The 17,837-nt window shown below is 57.3% G+C and carries 18 protein-coding genes; 9 read left to right on the top strand and 9 right to left on the bottom strand.

Features of this window, described 5'->3' with window-relative positions; genetic code table 11:
• Positions 1–101 precede the first annotated feature (101 nt).
• The gene (locus EY643_RS12755; RefSeq protein WP_153239597.1) at positions 102–350 is read left to right on the top strand and encodes a hypothetical protein; all 249 of its coding nucleotides are present in this window, start codon (positions 102–104) and stop codon (positions 348–350) included.
• Here the strand turns inward: EY643_RS12755 and EY643_RS12750 are convergent.
• The gene (locus EY643_RS12750) at positions 323–1,354 is read right to left on the bottom strand and encodes a helix-turn-helix domain-containing protein (protein WP_153239596.1); all 1,032 of its coding nucleotides are present in this window, start codon (positions 1,352–1,354) and stop codon (positions 323–325) included. The two genes, EY643_RS12755 and EY643_RS12750, sit on opposite strands and share 28 nt — an antisense overlap.
• A 121-nt stretch (positions 1,355–1,475) precedes the next feature.
• Here EY643_RS12750 and EY643_RS12745 point away from each other — a divergent pair, with 121 nt between their 5' ends.
• A complete protein-coding gene (locus tag EY643_RS12745) occupies positions 1,476–2,384 on the top strand; it encodes a fatty acid desaturase family protein (RefSeq protein WP_205743057.1) in 909 nt (302 codons plus the stop codon).
• Positions 2,385–2,425: 41 nt separating this feature from the next.
• On the opposite strand, the gene EY643_RS12740 is transcribed toward EY643_RS12745, so the two are convergent.
• The 3 genes from EY643_RS12740 to EY643_RS12730 are packed head-to-tail and all read right to left on the bottom strand — an operon-like array spanning position 2,426 to position 4,429.
• Complete coding sequence (locus EY643_RS12740; RefSeq protein WP_153239595.1) at positions 2,426–3,166, bottom strand: hypothetical protein; 741 nt, start codon at positions 3,164–3,166, stop codon at positions 2,426–2,428.
• A 6-nt stretch (positions 3,167–3,172) separates the two neighbouring features.
• Entirely contained in the window at positions 3,173–3,334 is a 162-nt protein-coding gene (locus EY643_RS12735; RefSeq protein WP_153239594.1) for a YqaE/Pmp3 family membrane protein, read from the bottom strand.
• A 54-nt stretch (positions 3,335–3,388) separates the two neighbouring features.
• The gene (locus EY643_RS12730; RefSeq protein ID WP_153239593.1) at positions 3,389–4,429 is read right to left on the bottom strand and encodes an AraC family transcriptional regulator; all 1,041 of its coding nucleotides are present in this window, start codon (positions 4,427–4,429) and stop codon (positions 3,389–3,391) included.
• Positions 4,430–4,528: 99 nt separating this feature from the next.
• On the opposite strand from EY643_RS12730, the gene EY643_RS12725 reads away from it, so the two are divergent.
• Positions 4,529–4,849, top strand: coding sequence for a 2Fe-2S iron-sulfur cluster-binding protein (locus EY643_RS12725; RefSeq protein ID WP_153239592.1), 321 nt, complete (start codon positions 4,529–4,531; stop codon positions 4,847–4,849).
• 11 nt (positions 4,850–4,860) lie between these two features.
• A complete protein-coding gene (locus tag EY643_RS12720) occupies positions 4,861–6,105 on the top strand; it encodes a cytochrome P450 (RefSeq protein WP_153239591.1) in 1,245 nt (414 codons plus the stop codon).
• Positions 6,106–6,118: 13 nt separating this feature from the next.
• On the opposite strand, the gene EY643_RS12715 is transcribed toward EY643_RS12720, so the two are convergent.
• From EY643_RS12715 to EY643_RS12695, 5 genes are all read right to left on the bottom strand, one after another.
• Complete coding sequence (locus EY643_RS12715) at positions 6,119–6,673, bottom strand: nucleotidyltransferase family protein (RefSeq protein WP_153239590.1); 555 nt, start codon at positions 6,671–6,673, stop codon at positions 6,119–6,121.
• Between the two features lie 52 nt (positions 6,674–6,725).
• Positions 6,726–7,049, bottom strand: a complete 324-nt coding sequence (fdxA, locus tag EY643_RS12710; RefSeq protein ID WP_153239589.1) for a ferredoxin FdxA — start codon at positions 7,047–7,049, stop codon at positions 6,726–6,728.
• Between the two features lie 108 nt (positions 7,050–7,157).
• Positions 7,158–9,698, bottom strand: a complete 2,541-nt coding sequence (mutS, locus tag EY643_RS12705; protein ID WP_153241026.1) for a DNA mismatch repair protein MutS — start codon at positions 9,696–9,698, stop codon at positions 7,158–7,160.
• 93 nt (positions 9,699–9,791) lie between these two features.
• Positions 9,792–11,921, bottom strand: coding sequence for a carbohydrate-binding family V/XII (locus tag EY643_RS12700; RefSeq protein WP_205743056.1), 2,130 nt, complete (start codon positions 11,919–11,921; stop codon positions 9,792–9,794).
• 84 nt (positions 11,922–12,005) lie between these two features.
• Positions 12,006–12,578 carry a peroxiredoxin gene (locus tag EY643_RS12695; protein ID WP_153239588.1) on the bottom strand — a complete coding sequence of 191 codons (573 nt, stop codon included), beginning with the start codon at positions 12,576–12,578 and terminating at the stop codon, positions 12,006–12,008.
• Between the two features lie 134 nt (positions 12,579–12,712).
• On the opposite strand from EY643_RS12695, the gene EY643_RS12690 reads away from it, so the two are divergent.
• The 5 genes from EY643_RS12690 (at position 12,713) to EY643_RS12670 (ending at position 17,772) form a co-directional block, all read left to right on the top strand.
• The gene (locus EY643_RS12690) at positions 12,713–13,450 is read left to right on the top strand and encodes a Crp/Fnr family transcriptional regulator (RefSeq protein WP_153239587.1); all 738 of its coding nucleotides are present in this window, start codon (positions 12,713–12,715) and stop codon (positions 13,448–13,450) included.
• Between the two features lie 82 nt (positions 13,451–13,532).
• A complete protein-coding gene (locus EY643_RS12685) occupies positions 13,533–14,342 on the top strand; it encodes an acetoacetate decarboxylase family protein (protein WP_240732699.1) in 810 nt (269 codons plus the stop codon).
• Positions 14,343–14,345: 3 nt separating this feature from the next.
• Positions 14,346–15,530, top strand: coding sequence for a 3-hydroxyacyl-CoA dehydrogenase NAD-binding domain-containing protein (locus EY643_RS12680; protein ID WP_153239586.1), 1,185 nt, complete (start codon positions 14,346–14,348; stop codon positions 15,528–15,530).
• Entirely contained in the window at positions 15,530–16,357 is an 828-nt protein-coding gene (locus tag EY643_RS12675; protein ID WP_240732698.1) for an SDR family oxidoreductase, read from the top strand. The genes EY643_RS12680 and EY643_RS12675 overlap by 1 nt, the downstream gene beginning before the upstream one ends.
• Complete coding sequence (locus EY643_RS12670; RefSeq protein WP_153239585.1) at positions 16,357–17,772, top strand: MFS transporter; 1,416 nt, start codon at positions 16,357–16,359, stop codon at positions 17,770–17,772. Before EY643_RS12675 ends, EY643_RS12670 begins: the two co-directional genes overlap by 1 nt.
• Positions 17,773–17,837 lie beyond the last annotated feature (65 nt).

Raw genomic sequence — 17,837 nt, 5'->3', positions numbered from 1 at the left:
GTATGTTAATTCGTCAAGTCTGGCTAGGATAGTCTCATCGGCTCGGGGAGCTCAGCAGCAAACCGGCCGGCATACAAACAACACTCTTAGGGAGACTTACCATGAAGAAGTTCGCTGTTATTTTTACTGCCATTTTTCTCGCCTTTAGCCTGGTGCCTGCTGTGAGTTACGCAGGCCCCGACGACCGCCAGGACCGCCGCCAGGAGCGCGGCCGAGCTGACGAACGACATGATCGTCGGGACTGCCGGCGTGAAGAAGGTGTGGTAGGGCAGGACAAGCGCGAGTGCAAGCAGGAAGAGGTTCGGGATGGCGTACGAGGCAATCAGGGTGAACGCTTCGATGACGAGTGACTAGCGGCAAGGTTCTTCCTGAATTGATCAGGTGAGAACCCGGTGCTCTTGCGAAAAGCTCGGCGAAAATTTGCGGCATCCTGATAGGCCAGCGTGGCGGCGATGGACTCAACACTGTCGCTCGTATGCACCAGATAGGCCTTGGCCCGCTCGGCCAGGGCTGCTGATTTCAGTTGTCGATAGTTTGTGCCTTCGGCCTGCAGGCGTCGGTTGAGCGTACGCTGGGAGACAAACAAACGCCCGGCGACTTCTTCAAGGTCGGGTAGAGGCGGCTCGCTACTTTGCAATAACGCGCGGATGTGCCGGGTAAAAGTATCGTTTGCAGAACCGACCTGGTCTGCAAGAAGCCGTGACAGCTTGATCTGTGCTTCCTCCCACATCTCGGCATGGAAGTAGGGGGAGGGGAGATCGAGCCACTGCCTGGGTATCTCGACACTATTGCACTCGGCATCGAAACAGACCTCCCCATGGAATATTCCCTGATACGTTTGTGGATCATCGGGCGCAGGAAAGGCCATTTTATAACGGGCGTCCGTCAGTTCCTTGCCGGTGCACGTTTCGACGTACTTCTGAAAGAGCAGCATGGCTGTCTCAGTGTGGAATTTCTCCAGGGTGCCTGTATCTTCATGATAGATCATCTGGATGATGATCCCGCTGGGTGATGACTGCACGTTGGCGTCAATATAGCTGACGTGCAGGCGAGTGAAGCTCTCCAACTGTTGCAGCCCCTCGCGCACGGTCGGGGCAATGTTCATCGCCGCACCGATCGGGCCAAGGACAAAGGCATGGGCGTTGCGGCCCAATGCCAGGCCCAGCTTGATATGGGGGATGAGTTCCTGGCCTCTTTGCAGAATCTGTAGAAAATCGTGCAGGGCGATATCGCCGCCAAGGCACAAGTCATTGCGGTTCAGGCTCAGGCCGCGGAACATGGGCTCAGGGTCGACACCGTTCTGCTCCAGTTCTCTTAGCACCAGGCGGGCATAGACAGGACTAATAGTTTGCAAATGACGTATTTCCAAAACTTTGGCGAATTATGACACCCTTGTGGCGTCAATTGCACTGATCATGCTCCTTTTTTCCGGGCATAGTTTTCTAACACTTTAAACACAGGCGGAGGTAGCCGACGTGGACAACGCGCAGACTCTTGATCAGCAGGCACTGTCGAGTGCAAAACGCTACATGGGCGCCGTCGCATGGCCGACCGTACTCCTTGGGCTTACCGTAGCCGCTGGCTACGTCTCGACGTTTGCGCTCGCGTTGACGGGGCAGTTGTCGCTGTGGATGGCGGGTCCGCTGGTTGTGGTCTTTACCTACCTGGCTTACACGGTTCTGCACGACGCGGCACACGGCTCGATCAGTGGCAGTCATACTTCTTTGCGCTGGATGAACGAAGCGCTTGGATATATCGCTGCCTGGATATTGATGCTTCCCCTCACCGCGCATCGGCATGAACATCTGGCGCATCACCGACACACCAATGACGGCGCTGACGATCCGGATTTCCATGTGGGAGACATGACGAAATCGCCCTATGCCTGGGTGATGGCAGCCGTGAATATTTTTAGCGGACAGTTCAGCTACTACATGGAACATCGGTGGAGCAAGGCGACCGGCAAACAAAATCTGTACCTGTGTCTGGAGATTGCAGCGATGCTGCTGCCGCGTCTGGGTCTACTTCTGGCCGGTTACTGGACGGAGGTGCTTGTTCTTACGGTAGCTGGCTGGCTCGGTGGAACGACGCTGCTGCTATACCTCTTCGCGTATATTGTTCATCGGCCCCATACAGAGGTCGGCCGATATGTAGACACGTCAACAATACTTGCTCCGGGTCCCTTTCAGTCGGTGGTGACGTGGCTGTGGATGTTCCAGAATTACCACGCTATTCATCATCTATTCCCTCGCGTGCCGTTCTATCAATACGCGAAGCTTTTTGCTGAGATTGAACCGATTATGCTTGCAAAAGGAGCACCGATTTATCGGTTGACGATGCGCGGCCTCGCTGAGCATCGCCCTGATGTGGCCGCGCTTGTTTGAGAGAGTCGTGGCCTGAAAACGCTATGGATGGGCTCCAGGGTCTAATCCATTTTTTTCAGTTCTTCTGAACTCAGGTCGCTCTGCAAGGGGAAACCCATTAACTGGTCGATCTCCTTCTCTCCGCTCACATGCTGAATAATGCGATAGAAGATGCCGGCGGCCGAGGCGTTGAGCAGGGCATCGGCGATCATCTCGTCAGTGTCGACCGCCTGGGCTGAGCCGAATAATTTCTCGAAGGTTCGCGCGAAGTTATCGGAGTGGCGCTGGCGAATAGCGGTTCCAAACAGTGTTTCGTGAAGCTCTTCGGGGTTTTCTCTTTGGCTTACGGTCAGCGCGATCATCTTGCGAATAAATATCGCGGGGTCGCTGCCAGCGGCCTGATTGCGAGTGCTCGAGAACTCCTCAGCGGTGATCGCGCCGGTGCCGGTGGGCCCGCAAACAGACATATAGTGAAAGCCCGCAATACTGCCCAGTTGGTCCTGCACTAACTCGTGCAATTTGAAATAGGAATCTCGCTGGGAGTGGACTTCGAGCCGGCGCGCGCTCTGTTCCTGAATGGAGATTGCTCGCGTGTTGGCGGCGATTTCCTTTTGCTGCATGAAGTGCCCGATAACCAGCCAGAAGAACGCCAGGGGTGCAAATGCCCCTTCCAGGAAGCTGCCGATATCGGCCGTGGGTAGATACAGGAAATTAGTCCAGCCCACGATCCCCAACAGATAAAAAAGGCCCGCCGTAATCCAGGCCGTGGTGATCACCAGGCCAAAGGCAATGCGCCAATCCATCGTGTATTAAAGCACTGTCAGCCAGATAGCATGAATAATGCCGGGCACATAGAAAAAGATGCACAGCACAATATTGATCACCAGATCTGAGCCGGCGCCTTTTTTCAGGAAAACTGCCAGAGGTGGCAGCAGGATGGAGACGATGAGCGCGACGATTTTGTTATCCATTGGATGTCCTTTGTGGTCTATTTTGGCACTACCCAACCAATATAGAGGATAGTTCTAGCTGTCGCCAACATTGTAGGCAGCGCGAAATGATTGTGGCGGCATTCCATGCCAGCGCTTAAATGCCCGGCGGAAATTCGCGCTGTCATGGTAGCCGAGAAGGGCGGCAACAGCCTCAACACTGAGGCGATTGTCCCGCAAGTAACGAGCTGCCATTTCGGCGAGTAGCTGGTCGCGGATTTTCCGGTAGTTGTTTCCTTCCCTGGCCAGGCGCCGGGCCAGAGTGCGTTTAGACACGAACAGCGAGCGCGCGACCTGCTCTTCGCCCACGCTGCCGACAGGTTGGGCTAGCAGGAAGCGACGGACCCGATCAGTGGTCGTCAGGTCAGTGACCGGCACCTGTTCCAGTAGGGCAGCACACATTTCTCGAGCGGCGGCGTAGGAATCGGCATCCCCCCCGGGGTTGGGTTCATCCAGAAGGGTCAGAGGCAGTAGTACTCGGGTGTCTGCCTGGTCAAAGTAAAACTTCGAGTGCAGGTACTCTGAATACACTGCGTGATAGGCAGGGCTGGGATATTCGAAATCGATGCGCGCCTCAGTCAGGCGCCTGCTCAGGAAACTTTCCACCAATGCCTGCAAGACCAGGGCGAAACATTCCATCAGCATACGTTGTTCAGCCGGCCCCGCATCCAACAGCGTGTTTACCCGGCAGCTGAGCCAGTCGCCTTCTTCATCGAGTACCAATTGCGCGAAGGGAATGCGGATGGGCAGGAAATCGCGCAGTGAGTGGAGGGCCGTGCGCAGGTCGGGGCTGGCCAGGGCGAGATACCCCGTGGGCCCGTGAGCTGAGGGCTGGAGTTGCTGCCCCAGGCGCAGGCCAAAATCCGGCGCTCGACCCATTGTCCGGGCATTGTCCATCACCTGGAGTTGTTGCCGCCCGCTCATACGGCTCTCGTCACCGGCCAGCAGAACTTCGGGAGGCAGGCCGGTATCGCGGAGCAGTTTGGGTAGGTCCCGCTCCTGCAGTTGTAATACACGAGCCACGATCCGCGAGTAGCTGCTGGGAATGAAATATGCGCCGGGGCCTGAATTTAGCATGTACCAATTGTCTTCAAATGACCCCGTGGTGTCAAAAAATGACCTCCAATAGTTGCTTTAGGCAACTACACTTAAGCTTTCGAAATAAAGGAGGCGCGTATGCCCAAGGTAACCCTGATTGAATTCAATGGCACTGATCACACGATTGATGCAGAGACTGGTAAGTCGTTGATGATGAATGCCATCGACAATGGCATCCCTGGTATCGATGCTGACTGCGGCGGCGCCTGCGCCTGTGGTACTTGCCATGTCTTCGTTGAGCAGAAATGGTTTGACGCGACCGGGGAGAGCAATCCGCTGGAGGACTCCATGTTGTCCATGCGCCCTGACCGTGAGGAGGTGTCTCGCCTTTCCTGCCAGATCGAGATTACCGATGCTATGGATGGCATGGTGGTACGCATGCCCGAATACCAGATGTAGGAGCACTTGTGATGAACCAGATAGCCGATATGCCGGACGCTGTAGAGACACCGCTGGACCAGATTGATTTCAGCGACCCGCGGTTACTTAAAGACGACAGCTGGCACGAATACTTTGCCCGTTTACGCGATGAATCTCCCGTGCACTACCAGGCCGAGAGCCCGTTTGGGCCGTTCTGGTCAATCACGCGGTTCGAAGACATCGTAGCAGTGGACTCAAACTTTCAGGACTTTTCGTCTGAGCCCACGATCATCATTGGCGAGGTGGGCGAGGAAATTCCAGCGGAAATGTTTATCGCTATGGATCCACCGAAGCATGATGTGCAGCGCAAGGCCGTTCAGGGCGTGGTGGCGCCCAAGAATCTTGAGGAGATGGAGGGCCTGATACGTACGCGGGTGCAGGAGGCACTGGATGACCTTCCCGTGGGAGAGACTTTTGACTGGGTAGAAAAAGTGTCGATCAATATCACCACCCAGATGTTGGCAACCCTGTTCGGCTTCCCCTTCGAGGATCGCGCCAAGCTCACTTACTGGTCTGACATTGCGGCGGCGGGTCCGCAGATGACTGGCGGCGACATTGATCCCCAGGAGCGGTTTGATGGACTGATGGAGTGCCTGGCCACCTTCACCCAGCTTTGGCACGACCGTAAAGCCCAGAACGACGATGGCTTTGACTTAATCAGTATGTTGCAACGCGATCCAGCGACGGCCGACATGGTAGACCGCCCGATGGAGTACATGGGCAACTTGCTGCTGTTAATTGTCGGAGGCAATGACACCACACGCAATTCCATGACCGGCGGCGTGCTCGCCCTGAACCAGAATCCGGCTGAGTATGACAAGTTACGGGCCGACCAGAGTCTGATTCCCTCCATGGTGAGTGAAATTATTCGCTGGCAGACGCCACTGGCTCACATGCGTCGACGCGCCACTCGCGATATTGAATTTGGCGGCCAGCAGATCAAGAAGGATGACAAGGTAGTGATGTGGTACATGTCGGGCAATCGGGATGAGCGCAGCATCGAGAATGCCAATGAGTTCATCATCGACCGGGCCAATCCACGCCACCATATTGCGTTTGGATTCGGCATTCACCGCTGCATGGGTAACCGGCTCGCGGAGATGCAGTTACGCATCCTGTGGGAAGAGATCATGCTGCGCTTTAGCCACATCGAGGTAATGGGAGAGCCTACGCGGGTGAATTCCAATTTCGTGAAGGGATATGAGACGCTGCCGGTGCGAGTACATCCACTGTAGGTGCAGCGAGTGACTAGACGCCAGGCAGGTCTGCGACGGTATCGACGTCCTTGAGAATGCCTGGATCATCTACGGGGAGGCGCACAATCGCCTCCCTGTTTTGTTTCAGCAGAGCTCTTGCACCGCTGTCCCCGTCGAGGTTCTCCAGTGCGGCGAAGAACGTGCTCGAAAACCCAACAGGATGCCCGGGCTTGCCGCGGTAAACCGGCTGACCGATGACCTCGGGGCGAATCAATTCGGCCACATTGCAAAAAGTTGCAGGCCTGATGCCCGGCATGTCTCCGAGGGCAATGAGAACGCCCTCCCAGCGCGGTAATTGGGCGACACCCTGGGCGAGTGTATGGCCCATTCCCAGGTGGGCGTCCGGGCAATTGAGAGCGCTTACACGCCCATTGACCATCGAATCTTCACCTTCGCGGATGGCCACCGCGACACTCAGGCCACTTGCCAGGGCGTTGTCTACTGACTGCTGCAGCAAGCTCTTGCCATTGGGAAGCAGGACGCGGCGTTTGTCACTGCCGAAGCGGCGCGACGAACCTGCCGCCAGTATGAGAATACCGACGTTCATAAACGAAAAAGCCCCGCATGAGCGAGGCTTTCGGTGCAGCTACGGGCGTCGATCAACGCTCCAGAAGCTCCAGCTTGTTCGGTTTGCCGGCCCATTGCTCGGCATCTGGCGCCGCCTCTTTCATCTCGGTGATGCAGGGCCACACTTCCGCCAGTTCAGCGTTGAGTTCGAGGAATACCTGTTGGTCCTCTGGTAGCTCATCTTCGGAGAAGATTGCGTCGATGGGGCACTCGGGCTCGCACAGGGCGCAGTCGATGCACTCGTCCGGATGAATCACCAGGAAGTTGGGGCCTTCGTAGAAACAGTCTACGGGGCACACCTCTACACAGTCCGTGTGCTTACACTTAATACAATCTTCGCCTACAACAAATGTCATTCCAAAAACGCCTCTTGGTTCCGGGGTCTAACTAAGGGGCGGTAGTTTACCCCCAAGGATGCTGGATTTGAAGTCCACTCTGAAGGTGGAACTTCGCTGTTCGTCCACTCAGAGCTTTTTCTTGATCTGGTACAACAAATCCAACGCCTGGCGGGGCGTCAAATCGTCTACATCCAGTGCTTCCAGCCTGTCGATAACCGGGTGCGGCGCCGGGCTGGCGAACAGGTCCACCTGGGCAGACGAGGCTGCTGCCGGGTGGCTGGCTACAGCAGGTGTCTCGGGCGTGCCTTGTTCCAGTTCCAGCAGTTTCTCCCCGGCGGCTTTGAGCACCGGGCCAGGAATCCCCGCCAGTTTGGCCACCTGCAGGCCAAAGCTGCGGTTGGCCGGCCCCTCCTGAATATGATGCAGGAACACCACGTGGTCCTGATGCTCGGTGGCATCCAGATGCACATTGGCCATGGTGGAGCAGGATTCCGGCAGGCTGGTCAGCTCGAAATAGTGCGTGGCGAAGAGGGTGAAGGCCTGCACCCGCTGGGCCAGTTCGACCGCGGCGGCCCAGGCCAGGCTAAGGCCGTCAAACGTGCTGGTGCCTCGGCCCACCTCGTCCATTAACACCAGCGAGCGGGGCGTGGCGTTGTGCAGGATGTTGGCAGTCTCGGTCATCTCGACCATAAAGGTCGAGCGGCCCGAGGCGAGATCGTCTGAAGAGCCGATGCGGGTAAAGATCCGGTCCATCGGCGCCAGTCGAGCGGATGTAGCGGGTACGAAGCTGCCAATATGGGCGAGCAGCGCAATCACCGCGTTCTGGCGCATATAGGTAGACTTACCGCCCATGTTCGGCCCGGTAATGAGGAGCATGCGGCGCGAGTTGTCGAGCAGGGTGTCGTTGGCAATAAAGGGTTCGTCCAACACTTGTTCCACCACCAGATGGCGGCCCTGGTTGACCTCAAATACCTGTTCCTGAACAAACGTGGGACGGCACAGGCTGAGGTTTTCGGCGCGCTCCGCGAGGCAAGCCAGAACATCGATTTCAGAGACGGCGGCAGCGGTGTCTTGGAGTGCTGCCAGGTCTTCATTGAGTTTATCGATCAGCTCATCGTAGAGGGCTTTTTCTCTCGCCAGGGCGCGACTCTTACTGGAGAGGGCCTTGTCTTCGAACTCCTTGAGCTCGGGGGTGATGAATCGCTCTGCGTTCTTCAGAGTCTGGCGCCGAATATATTCGTCCGGTGCACGTTCAGACTGAGAACGGCCGATTTCGATGTAGTAGCCGTGCACCCGGTTGTAGCCGACCTTGAGGGTGCTGATGCCGGTTGCCTCGCGCTCGCGCTGCTCGATCTCCAGCAGATAGTTGCCGGCGCCGGTGCTTATCTCGCGCAATTCATCGAGTTCGGCGTCGTAGCCGTCCGCGATCACGCCGCCGTCGCGAATCACCACCGGTGGATTGTCGATAACGGCTCGGTCGAGCAAATCAACCAGCTTGGGGTAAGTGTCTGCCTGAGCGCTCAGGGAGGCCAAAAGCGGTGCCGCACAGTGGCCAAGTTCAGAGCGTAACTGGGGCAGGGCAGCCAGGGAACTCAGCAAGCGGGTGAGGTCGCGCGGGCGTGCGGAACGCAGCGCCACACGGGCCAGAATTCGCTCCATGTCTCCGATGGGCTTCAGGTTCTCGCGCACGGTTTCGTAATGGTAGTTGGCACACAGGGCGCTAATCGCATCCTGCCGTGCTTCGAGAACACCGATATCGGTAAGCGGCCGGTGCAGCCATCGACGCAACAGGCGACTGCCCATGGCAGTGACGCCTTTGTCCAGCACCGAGAACAGGGTGTTGCTATCACCGCCGGCCATGTTGATGTCAATTTCCAGGTTGCGCCGGGTGGCGGCATCCAGGATCACACTCTCGGCGCGGCTCTCATGGCTCATGCTGCGCAGGTGCGGCAACCCTGCGCGCTGGGTGTCTTTTACATACTGCAGCAGGCAGCCGGCAGCGCCGATGGCCAGGTCAAGGTCATCGCAGCCAAAGCCCTGCAGATCGTGGGTCTGGAATTGCGTATTGAGGGCGCGGCGGGCGCTCTCGCTGTCGAACTCCCATTCGGGTTGGGCGCGGGCACCGGTGCGTTCGCTGACGATGGTGTGGCCAATGGTATCGCTGTAAAGCGTTTCGGCGGGGTTGAGTCGCTGCAGTTCACCTGTCAGGGCTTCCTCTCCGGATACTTCCAGCACCCGGAATCGCCCGGTACTGAGGTCGAGGTAGGCCAGGCCATAGTCATCAGCGCTGTGGTTGATGGCGAGGAGCAGGTTGTCTACCCGCTCGTCCAGCAGCGCCTCGTCGGAGACTGTGCCGGGCGTGACCACGCGTACCACTTTGCGATCGACAGGACCTTTGCTGGTTGCCGGGTCACCTATCTGTTCGGCTATGGCCACGGACACGCCAGCTTTGACCAGCCGCGCCAAATAGTTCTCGGCGGCGTGGTAGGGCACGCCCGCCATGGGGATGGGTTCCCCGGCGGATTTGCCACGCGCGGTGAGTGTGATGTCGAGAATCTCGGCCGCTTTCTTTGCGTCGTCGTAAAACAGCTCGTAAAAGTCGCCCATGCGGTAGAACACCATATCGCGCGGGTGATCTGCCTTGATGGCCAGGTACTGCACCATCATCGGCGTGTGGCCGGATTTATCTTTGGTTTTGGTGGCGTTGCTCAAAATTTGTACTGTAGGCGGGCTTGTAAATTATCCGCCTACAGTACCAGCTTAACGCCGGCGCTGAAACTCCCGGCGCTGTGTTGGACGGCGAGCCTCGGAGTGGCTGCCACGCGTGCGCGCCTGGCGTGCTCGCTCCATTTCGTGTTGTCGATTCGCCGTGCTCGGGCGCTGCTGATGGCTCGTCGAGGGCTTTTGTACCTCGCGCGTGCTGGGCTTGCTGACCTTGTTGTTGAGCTCCTTGTCGGCTTTCCAGCTACCTTTATCCAGCGACTCCCACTGATTGTCCACGTTGCGGGAAACCTTGCCATCGCGGTCGGCGTAGACATTGTTCTGGAGCTTATTGTTGGGGCGGGCCTTCTTTATGTCTCGCTGGGCTACGCCTGGATCTGCCAGACGATGCTGGTTGTCCTTGCGAGTGTAGAGATTGTCACTGCGCAGCCGGTCCCGGTTGACCTTCACATCGTTATTTTTGATCTTCTTGCTGATATCCGCGCGGTTGCCCACATTGACGTTGTTACCGATATTAATATCACCGGTGTTGATCACCACTGGCCCGCGATAACCGCCGCCGTACCAGCCGCGGCCCGGATGGCGATACGGATAACCGCCGCCCCAACGGGCACCGAAGCTCAGGAAACCGTTGGTCCAGCTAACGCCGAAGCTCCAGCCCGTCCACGGGTTGTAGCCGACGTGGAAGCCCCAGGTGGGGTGGTGCGGGTAATACCAGCGGCCCGGCCAGGGGCGGTAATACCAGCCGGAGCCATAGACGGGTACGCCGTAGTAGGGGAACGACCACATGTAACCTGGGGTGTAGCCGACGTAAACCACCTCGGGGGTGGAATCGTACACGTTCACGTAGGTGGTGTTGTACACCGGCGAACTGGGTGGGATTTCTGCAATTTTCTCTTTTGGAATGTCGTCTGCTACGGCCCAGGGCCCCTTGGGATTGGTCGCGGTAAACCAGACACCATTGTCCACGGCGTAGTAACGGCCATCGATTTTTAGCACTTGGGTAGCGGTATTCACCGCGTAGGAGACCGAGGTGCCGGTAACGGGCTCAAAGCTCGGCTCGCCGTCATAGCTGACCTCCAAAGTGGTGTCGCGACTGATGGCGGCAGTCTGGGGAATCTGTGCGTCCAGCACTGCCTCTTCCGCTTCGGGTGTGCCTGCAACTGAAGTGCGCAGGCCGCCGATGTCCGACGCTGGCGGAATATTGGCAAAGGACGTTGGTAGCTCGTCGGCGGGCACAAATGTCCACGGACCCTTGGTGCTCTTGCTCCGGTACCAGCGGCCAGATAGCAGGAGGTACATATTGCCGGTTGGGAGGTCGCGCAGCCAGGGTGATTCAGTGTTTGTGACGTAGAGTAACTCTCCACCCGTCAGGGGTTTCCATTCGGGGGCACCCTGGGTAACGATCAATTCGGTGGGTGAGGTGGCGACCACAATTTCCGGCGGCGTGTCCCAGCTTGGCGCATCCGCGTCGGGCGCTGGCATGGCCTCGGCCAGGTCCTTTGGCGGCGAGGTTGTAGGGCGCCATGGGCCGAGCGCGCTGTCAGCCACATACCAGAGCGTGCCGTTGGTGGCGTAGTGAGTGCCCCGTGTGTTTTTTACCACAGCGATGGGCGTATTGAGCACGCGCTGATAGTCGCTGTTCTCGATATCGCCATAGCGGGGTGAGCCATCGTACATCAGCAGAACAGCGAGCTTTTCCCGGAACACGATGGCCGGAGGGTCATTGTTAAGTTGCTCCAGACTCTTCGTTTCCAGCTCTGCCGTGTTGAGGCTCGCGGCCAGGCGCTCCAGCGAAATCTCGAATCCGGTGGAGGGCACGGCCGCCTCGACCAGTGCCGTAAAGCGTTGTTCCTGAGCGTCCTTGGAGTCTGGCCAGCGGACCTTGGTCACCTTTATATCCACGACCAACGCGGTGTCTGAACTGCGGTCAGTTTCTACTCGGGATTCAAACCAGAAGGCCCCGAATATCTGCTCGGACTTTCCCTTTGGGGTGATGGACATGGCCGCGCGACCCTGCAAGGTATTTCCGGAGAGTGACTCAGGTTGCGGTTGATAGACCGTCAAGATGCCTTCGTCGACGGTGACCTGCTGGGGCCAGTCAATCGCAAATGCATGGCAGCTGAAAATAGTGAGAAGTGTGAAGAAGAGAGGGCGGAGCGTAGTCAAGATGATTCCACTGGGTCGAATGGCTTTCAATCCAGTATAGGTGGTGTTGCAGCGGACGCCACTATTGTGGCGTCCGCTCGCGCATTAGCCCTGGAATGCTTTGACGGGTGCCGAGACACCGGGGGCATCGGTGCCCTTCAGGTGTGCCAGCATGGTGTCCGCGTCGGAGACTTCGAAGGGATCGGTAGGGCAGTTGTCACCGAAATCGGGCTCTACGAACATCTTTTCGATAGTGCCGTCATTCACCAGCATGGAGTAGCGCCAGGAGCGCATGCCGAAGCCCAGGTTGGACTTGTCTACGAGCATGCCCATCTTGCGGGTAAATTCGCCGTTGCCGTCGCCCAGCAAAGTGATCTTTTCGTTGCCGATGTGGTTGCCCCACTGGAACATGACGAAAGCGTCGTTTACCGATACGCAGATGATGTCATCCACGCCCTGGCCCTGGAACTCTTCGTAAAGCTCTTCGTAGCGAGGCAGGTGGTTGGAAGAGCAAGTGGGGGTGAATGCGCCCGGCAGGGAGAACACAACCACTTTTTTACCCGCGAACAGGTCGGCAGTGGAGGTGTCCTGCCAGCGGAATGGATTGGGGCCGTCCACGGATTCATCGCGCACGCGAGTTTTGAAGGTGACGTTGGGTACCTGAGTGATGGCTGACATGGTGATCTCCTGTGATCAGTGATTTGATGTGTTTAATTTAGACTATCAATATCGCTTGTACCAATTGTATATATCAATTGAGCGGCTCCGTTTTAACTATACGAGATGCGCTGCTACCATGGCGGATAACCTCAATGATTGGACGCAGAGTGGCTACTATCAGCGTAACTGAAACAGATAGCGGGAGCGCGCGGACCCTGGTGAGTGATTCACCCTGGTTCCAGGGGTTGCCTGATGCAGCGCTAGAGCAGTTGGTTGCCGCCGCGCAAATCAAGGAGGTGGCGTCCGGAAGCTATATCTACCAGCAGGGACAGCCCACCACCGAAGTGTTTTGTATTGTTACCGGCAGAGTAAGAGTTTCCCTGTTTAGCCCCAACGGTCACGAATTTGCCCTTGTCGAGCGGGAGCCGGGTACCTGGTTTGGTGAGCCGGGCTTGGTGAATGACGAGGGGCGAGTCATCGAAGCGAGAGCCATCGAGCCGACGCGTTTGTTGGTTATTTCCAGAGAAGTGGTGCTCAGAGTGGGCGCCGAACACCCGCGAATGTACGAAAACCTTTTCCGCTACAGCCAGGGAATTCTGCGCGGCCTGCATGAGTTGGTTGGCGGCATTCTTTTCTACCCCTTGAAGGCGCGCGTCGCTGGACGGCTACTTCACTTGTGCCAGGAGCACGGCGTGCCCAACGATGGCGGTGTGTCGCTCGACATCAAGGTCACCCAGAACGATTTCGCTCGACTGGCGCTGGGATCGCGGCAACGGGTGAACCGTGTGTTCCGTGATTGGGCGAACCGGAATCTGGTGGAAACCAGAGAGGATCATCTGTGGGTGCGTGACCTCGAAGAACTGGAGCAAGAGATCGACTTGTTTGAGTAACCTGGGTCAGTCACCTGGGTGACAGGGTGTGTGTGCCTGCGGTTGCTACCATGCCTGTACACCCTAGCCTGCGGATACCGGCATGTTCCAGTTTGACCCTAAGGGCAGTTATATGATGCCCGCCCACTTCGGGCCGCGCCCGAGTTCGCCCAAATCGAGTGGCTGGTATCGCGACGTGACCAGCATGACTCTCTCCTACATCACCGATGCCGATCAGGTTGCGCGCTTTCTACCCGCGCCTTATGAAGTGGCTGAACTCCCCATCGTTACCATCACCTATGCGCGTAATCGCGATGTCGACTGGCTCGCGGGTCACGGCTACAACCTGGTCGCGGTGTCTGTTTCGGCACGATTTGTCGGCGAGCATGAGCAGCTGGACGGAACCTATTGCCTGGTCATGTGGGAAAACATGGCCGACCCGATTCTGACGGGTAGGGAATTACAGGGCATACCCAAGGTGTTCGCCGAGATCGAAGATCACAGGATTGAGGATGGTCGGTGGAGCACTCAAGCTAGCCATTTTGGTCATACTTTTCTAGAGATGAGTGTTGACGGTTTGCGCGAGCCCACGGCGGAGGAGATAGCGGCTAGCGAGGCAGCCAAAGCAGGGCGCGACAACCCTATGGCGTGGCGCTACCTTCCGAACGTGGGCGGTTTTGGCATCGCCGCTAGCCAGTTCACGACCTTTCCTTCAGAAAATATTATTGAAGAAGCCTGGGTGGGCGAGGGCCGAGTTGACTGGCAAATACCTACCTGGGAACAGAACCCTACCCAGTGCCATATCGTGAGCGCTCTCGCAGCACTGCCGGTTGTCACCTGGCTCCCCGCCGTTGTGGCGCGCGGTAGCACCAACCTGATTGTGCCGCAGCGCCTGCCGCGGGAGATTCGCTAGCCTATGTCCCAGACGGTGAGTGGAATAGACAAGGTTTGCTTTGTCGGTGCCGGAACCATGGGCTGTTACAACGCCCTCGCGGCGGCAGTATGTGGTTACTCTGTCGTGTTGTACGACCCCAGTGAATCAAGCCTTGCCGCGATACCTCAGCGACAGCGAGAAATGGCCAATATGCTCGTCGGTGCAGGTTGGTGCAGTGAAGAAGATGTCGAGGCAGCTGCCGGTCGCACGGTGGTGACCTGTGATCTGGGTGAGGCCTGCAAAGGTGCAGATCTGGTGAACGAATCAGTCTTTGAAGATCTTAAGCTGAAACGTCAGGTCCACGCAGAACTGGATGCAATCTGTGATGCTGAAACATTGCTCACGACGAATTCGTCAGCGCTACTGGTCTCTGACATTGAAGTGGCGGTGACCCGGTGCGATCGTTTCGCGGCACTGCACTCGCACTACGCGTCGCCACTGGTGGATATTGTCCCGGGGCGATCTACCCGGCCAGAGCTTGTGGCTTTGTTAGAGGCCTACGTGCGCAGCCTGCGCGGCGTGCCACTTGTAATGAAGAAAGAGCACCCAGGTTATGTGCTTAACGCCATGCTGGGCAATGTGCTTGGCACGGCGCTCGCGATGTTGGTCGGCAAGCAGTTCTCTGTACCTGCGATTGATGCGTCCTGGCTTGAGGCGCAGCAGGCTTTGATGGGCCCCTTCGGTCTGATAGACCTGTTTGGCCTGGGTGTGCTTCGCGATGCCTGGGGGCATCGGGATCGAATGGATGCGCTGCAACCTTTCAAGCATCAGATCGTCGAACTATTGGAGCAGAAACTGGCGGCCGGAAAGCTGGGGATGCATTCAGGAGAGGGTTTTTATACTTACCCCGAGCCAGCCTACGGCTCTCAGGACTTTGCCAGTCACGCAGATGACCGCTGCGCGCGGTTGCTGCAGGCCGCGCTGATGGCGCAAGCGATACGATTGGTCGCGGGGGAGGTGGTAAGCGTCGAGCAGGTGGATCTTGCGTGGAGTGTTGGCATGCACGCACCGCGCGGGCCTTTTGCGCTCATCGCTGAGCTAGGTAAAGTGCAAGTGCTATCGCAGCTGCAAGAGTCTGGGCTTCAAGGCCTGTTGTCTGCGAAGGAAGTAACTCAGGCGAGCAGCTGGCTCACTGCGCATGTAAACGACAATGGAGAGTTGAACTGATGCAAGAACGAATGGACATTGCCCACCTGTTTGGCCTGGAGGGCAAGGTAGCGCTGGTGACCGGTGGCTCTCGCGGTATTGGCTATATGATAGCCCGAGGTTTGTTAGAGGCCGGTGCCAGAGTTTATATCTCTGCGCGTAAGGCCGAGGCGTGCGAGGCGGCTGCCGTTGCCTTGAGCGAATGGGGTGATTGTCGGGCCATTCCGGCAGATGTTGCCGATGAAACATCGCGGCAGGCAATGTGTGAGGCGCTGGCGGCACAGGAGCAGGCTCTCGATATTCTGGTGAATAACGCTGGGACGGCGTGGGCGGCTTCCTATGCGGAGTATCCGCAGGCGGGCTTTGACAAAGTCATGACCACAAATGTCAGCGCTGTGTTTGCCCTGACCCGGGATTTGACGCCGCTGATGGAGAAAAGCGCGAGACTAGATGAACCCGGTCGCGTGATTAACATCGGTTCGATGGAGGGGCTGCACATCCCCGTGGTTCACGCTGAGCCCAATTATGCCTACACCGCGAGCAAGGCGGCCGTGCACCATCTGACACGGCACCTGGCGGTAGAGCTGGGTGGCCGCAGTATTACCGTGAACGCGATTGCACCAGGCTTTTTTCCGAGCAAAATGACAGAGCATATCTTCGGCCAGCAGCTGAAAGAGGTTGAGGGCAATGCGCTTCTTGGGAGAGTGGGGCGTGCCGAGGAAATGGCGGGTATTGCAATCTACCTCTGCAGTCGCGCCGGTGCCTACACCACCGGAGCTATCATCCCGGTCGACGGCGGCACACTGCTGAATCACCGCCATAGTCGAGGAAGTGAGGGCAGCAGCTGATGGCTGGCCCCTCACTTGCCTTGCGCCTGAGCTACGGTGTTGGGCAGCTTTCCGATGGCGTCAAGCAGTCGGCATTCAGCACCTTCCTGTTCTTCTACTACAACCAGGTTCTGGGTCTTTCGGGAAGCCTCGCGGGCCTGGCAGCGTTACTTGCTCTGATGGTCGATGCGATCACCGACCCGATGGTAGGACAATTGTCAGATCGGTGTCAGTCGCGCTGGGGACGCAGGCACCCATTCATGCTGGCAGGTGCTATTCCTTTTGGAATTGCCATCGTAATTTTGTTTTCACCGCCGGTGGGTCTGTCACAGATGGCGCTATTCGGCTGGATGTTGGGCGGCGCTATTGCAGTGCGATTGATGCTGACTTTGTTCTTTGTTCCCCACTTGTCGCTGGGTGCAGAGCTTGCCACGGATTATTACGGCCGAACTTCACTTATTGGCTATCGGGTTTTCTTCACTTATGCGGGCATTCTGGTGACCAGCGTGATCGGATTCGCCGTGTTTTTCCCGCCCACTGAGATTTACCCCAACGGCATGTTGAATGCGACCAGTTACCCAGGTTTCGGGATCTTTTGTGGTCTACTGGGGACTTGCGCCATGCTGTTATCAGTCGCTGGCACCTGGCGATCCATCCCAAATCTGAGTAAGCCGGTTCTCAGTGGTGTCGAGAGCAGCGCGTGGCTGGCATTCCTCGATGTATTTCGCACATTACGTCAGCCATCTTTCCGGATACTATTTGCCGCGATTTTAGTGTTTTGTACGCTTGCAGGTATTGTCCAGACGTTGCTGATTTATGTGGCGACTTACGTCTTTGAATTTCAGCCCGAACACCTGGCGGGGCTGGCCAGTTCGGTGCTCGTCGGTATTATCTTTGCCTCGATTGTTGCCCAGTCGCTGTCGCGCCGGTTCGACAAGCGCTGGGCGCTCAATATCTGCGTGGTGACAGGAGGCTTGTTTGCCTTCTCCCCTCAGGTGCTCTACTTCGGTGGTTTTCTCGATCTGATGAGCACCGAATTGAAGTTTGGACTGATCTTCACTGTGAATGGGATCTCACAGATCTTCTTTATCGGCTATATGATCCTGTTGGACTCCATGTTGTCCGACTGTATAGACGAACATCAGCTGCACAGTGGGAAGCGAGAGGAGGGGTTGTTTTTTGCCGCTCGCTCTTTCGCTACCAAGGCCAGTTATGGTCTGGGTAGTTTCTTTGCCGGCATCGGCCTGGACATCATTCGCTTTCCCCAGTCGGCCAACCCCGAGACTGTTTCACCTGAGGCAGTCACGCACCTGGCCGTATTCTCCGGCCCGGTAATGTTTATCCTGTTCGCGGCTACGGTACTCATTTCCAGCCGTTACCCGATGTCCGAGGAGCGCCACCGTGAAATCATGCGAGAGATTGAAGCTCGAGATTAAAGGCCGTAGGTGATCTTATTCGAGTGACACATGACGAGATAATAAGTCGGGCTTATTGGGGGGCA

Origin of the sequence: Halioglobus maricola, assembly GCF_009388985.1 — a bacterium.
GTDB lineage: Bacteria > Pseudomonadota > Gammaproteobacteria > Pseudomonadales > Halieaceae > Halioglobus > Halioglobus maricola.
Note: the sequence above shows the minus strand (reverse complement) of the source record. Positions and strands in the feature narration are given on the sequence as shown.

Excerpts from the sequence above, each read along its gene's own strand:
- EY643_RS12755 (WP_153239597.1), top strand. The coding sequence starts at position 102 with ATGAAGAAGTTCGCTGTTATTTTTACTGCCATTTTTCTCGCCTTTAGC.
- EY643_RS12740 (WP_153239595.1), bottom strand. The coding sequence starts at position 3,166 with ATGGATTGGCGCATTGCCTTTGGCCTGGTGATCACCACGGCCTGGATT.
- EY643_RS12735 (WP_153239594.1), bottom strand. The coding sequence starts at position 3,334 with ATGGATAACAAAATCGTCGCGCTCATCGTCTCCATCCTGCTGCCACCT.
- EY643_RS12730 (WP_153239593.1), bottom strand. The coding sequence starts at position 4,429 with ATGCTAAATTCAGGCCCCGGCGCATATTTCATTCCCAGCAGCTACTCG.
- EY643_RS12725 (WP_153239592.1), top strand. The coding sequence starts at position 4,529 with ATGCCCAAGGTAACCCTGATTGAATTCAATGGCACTGATCACACGATT.
- EY643_RS12720 (WP_153239591.1), top strand. The coding sequence starts at position 4,861 with ATGAACCAGATAGCCGATATGCCGGACGCTGTAGAGACACCGCTGGAC.
- EY643_RS12715 (WP_153239590.1), bottom strand. The coding sequence starts at position 6,673 with ATGAACGTCGGTATTCTCATACTGGCGGCAGGTTCGTCGCGCCGCTTC.
- fdxA (WP_153239589.1), bottom strand. The coding sequence starts at position 7,049 with ATGACATTTGTTGTAGGCGAAGATTGTATTAAGTGTAAGCACACGGAC.
- mutS (WP_153241026.1), bottom strand. The coding sequence starts at position 9,698 with ATGATGGTGCAGTACCTGGCCATCAAGGCAGATCACCCGCGCGATATG.
- EY643_RS12695 (WP_153239588.1), bottom strand. The coding sequence starts at position 12,578 with ATGTCAGCCATCACTCAGGTACCCAACGTCACCTTCAAAACTCGCGTG.
- EY643_RS12690 (WP_153239587.1), top strand. The coding sequence starts at position 12,713 with ATGATTGGACGCAGAGTGGCTACTATCAGCGTAACTGAAACAGATAGC.
- EY643_RS12685 (WP_240732699.1), top strand. The coding sequence starts at position 13,533 with ATGTTCCAGTTTGACCCTAAGGGCAGTTATATGATGCCCGCCCACTTC.
- EY643_RS12680 (WP_153239586.1), top strand. The coding sequence starts at position 14,346 with ATGTCCCAGACGGTGAGTGGAATAGACAAGGTTTGCTTTGTCGGTGCC.
- EY643_RS12675 (WP_240732698.1), top strand. The coding sequence starts at position 15,530 with ATGCAAGAACGAATGGACATTGCCCACCTGTTTGGCCTGGAGGGCAAG.
- EY643_RS12670 (WP_153239585.1), top strand. The coding sequence starts at position 16,357 with ATGGCTGGCCCCTCACTTGCCTTGCGCCTGAGCTACGGTGTTGGGCAG.